Source organism: uncultured Brevundimonas sp. (assembly GCF_937870815.1).
Taxonomy (GTDB): Bacteria; Pseudomonadota; Alphaproteobacteria; order Caulobacterales; family Caulobacteraceae; genus Brevundimonas.
In genome coordinates, this window is the sequence record NZ_CALMZS010000179.1 from 1 (window position 1) to 1,321 (window position 1,321).

Consider the following 1,321-nt stretch of genomic DNA (forward strand, 5'->3'; position numbering starts at 1 on the left):
CCTCCAGCACCTTGCCCTCGCTGGACGAGTGCAGGAGGTTGGCGTCGACGCTGAACGGGGCCTCGCCGCGCTTGTCCTTGCTGATCGGAATCTGGTGTTTCTCGGCGAAGTCGAGCAGGTGCTCGCGCGACTTGAAATCCCATTCGCGCCACGGCGCGATCACCCGGATGTCAGGCTCGAGCGCATAGTAGCCGAGCTCGAAGCGGACCTGGTCATTGCCCTTGCCGGTGGCCCCGTGACAGACGGCGTCGGCGCCGACCTGGCGGGCGATCTCGATCTGGCGTTTGGCGATCAGCGGCCGGGCGATCGAGGTGCCGAGCAGATACTGGCCCTCATAGACCGCGTTGGCCCGGAACATCGGGAAGACGTAGTCCCGCACGAACTCCTCGCGCAGGTCGTCGATGAAGATGTTCTCTTCCCTGATGCCCAACTTCAGCGCCTTCTCGCGCGCCGGGGCCAGTTCCTCGCCCTGGCCGAGATCGGCGGTGAAGGTCACGACCTCCGCCCCGTATTCGGTCTGCAGCCATTTGAGGATGATCGAGGTGTCCAGCCCGCCGGAATAGGCGAGGACGACCTTCTTCGGGGCGGGCAGGGTCATGAGAGGGTCCTTCGGCGAACGCGGGGAGGCGTTTTCGGCGTGTGGGCGCGCTTAAAGGACCAGACGCCCCGCGATGCAAGGGCGGGAATGGGGCGGGGTCAGACCGCTCCGCTGCGGCGCCGGCGGCGCCGCAGCGCCGTCACGCCCTTCCGGATGGTCCGGACCCCGGTCCGCATGAACAGGAAGCTGAAGACCGCCGCCCCCAGACCACTGCCCGACGCCGCCAGAGAATCGACATCCAGACCAAGGGTCCAGTCATTCCAGTGAATGACGACCTGCCAGACAAGGATCGCCGGAATGACCGCTCCCAACAGGAATATCATCACGCCGTTCAGCAGGCTGGCGGCTATGTCTTCCAAGGGTTCGTCTTCTTCGACCATCGGCGGAGCCTATCACCGGCGCGGGGTCCGGCAAGAGGCCGGCGGCGTGTCAGCCCCACGGCCCCGGCGCGTGGGACGGCGTGCTGGGCACGCTGGTCGTCGCCGGCCGCGGCGCGACCTCGGCGAAGGCGGCATGGCGCGGGGGCGGCCCCATCCTCGCGCCCAGTTCCATCAGGGCCTTGACCCGGTTGCCGGTGGCGGGGTGGGTCGAGAACAGGTTGTCGGCCCCGCGCCCGGCCAGCGGATTTATGATGAACAGCTGGCCGGAGGCCGGATTGCGCTCGGCGGTCGGGTTGTGGATGCGCTTCGCATAGGTCTCGATCTTCTGCAGGGCGGAGGCGAG

At 67.5% G+C, this 1,321-nt stretch carries 2 protein-coding genes and 1 pseudogene; all 3 read right to left on the reverse strand.

Going from position 1 to position 1,321, the window contains the following annotated elements:
* A partial coding sequence (locus Q0588_RS11955) for an argininosuccinate synthase domain-containing protein (protein ID WP_298746328.1) occupies positions 1–598 on the reverse strand: 598 nt, incomplete at its 3' end.
* A gap of 98 nt (positions 599–696) precedes the next feature.
* Positions 697–957 carry a hypothetical protein gene (locus tag Q0588_RS11960; RefSeq protein ID WP_298746329.1) on the reverse strand — a complete coding sequence of 87 codons (261 nt, stop codon included), beginning with the start codon at positions 955–957 and terminating at the stop codon, positions 697–699.
* A 70-nt stretch (positions 958–1,027) separates the two neighbouring features.
* Positions 1,028–1,321, reverse strand: a pseudogene (locus tag Q0588_RS11965) (protease HtpX); the annotation flags it as partial.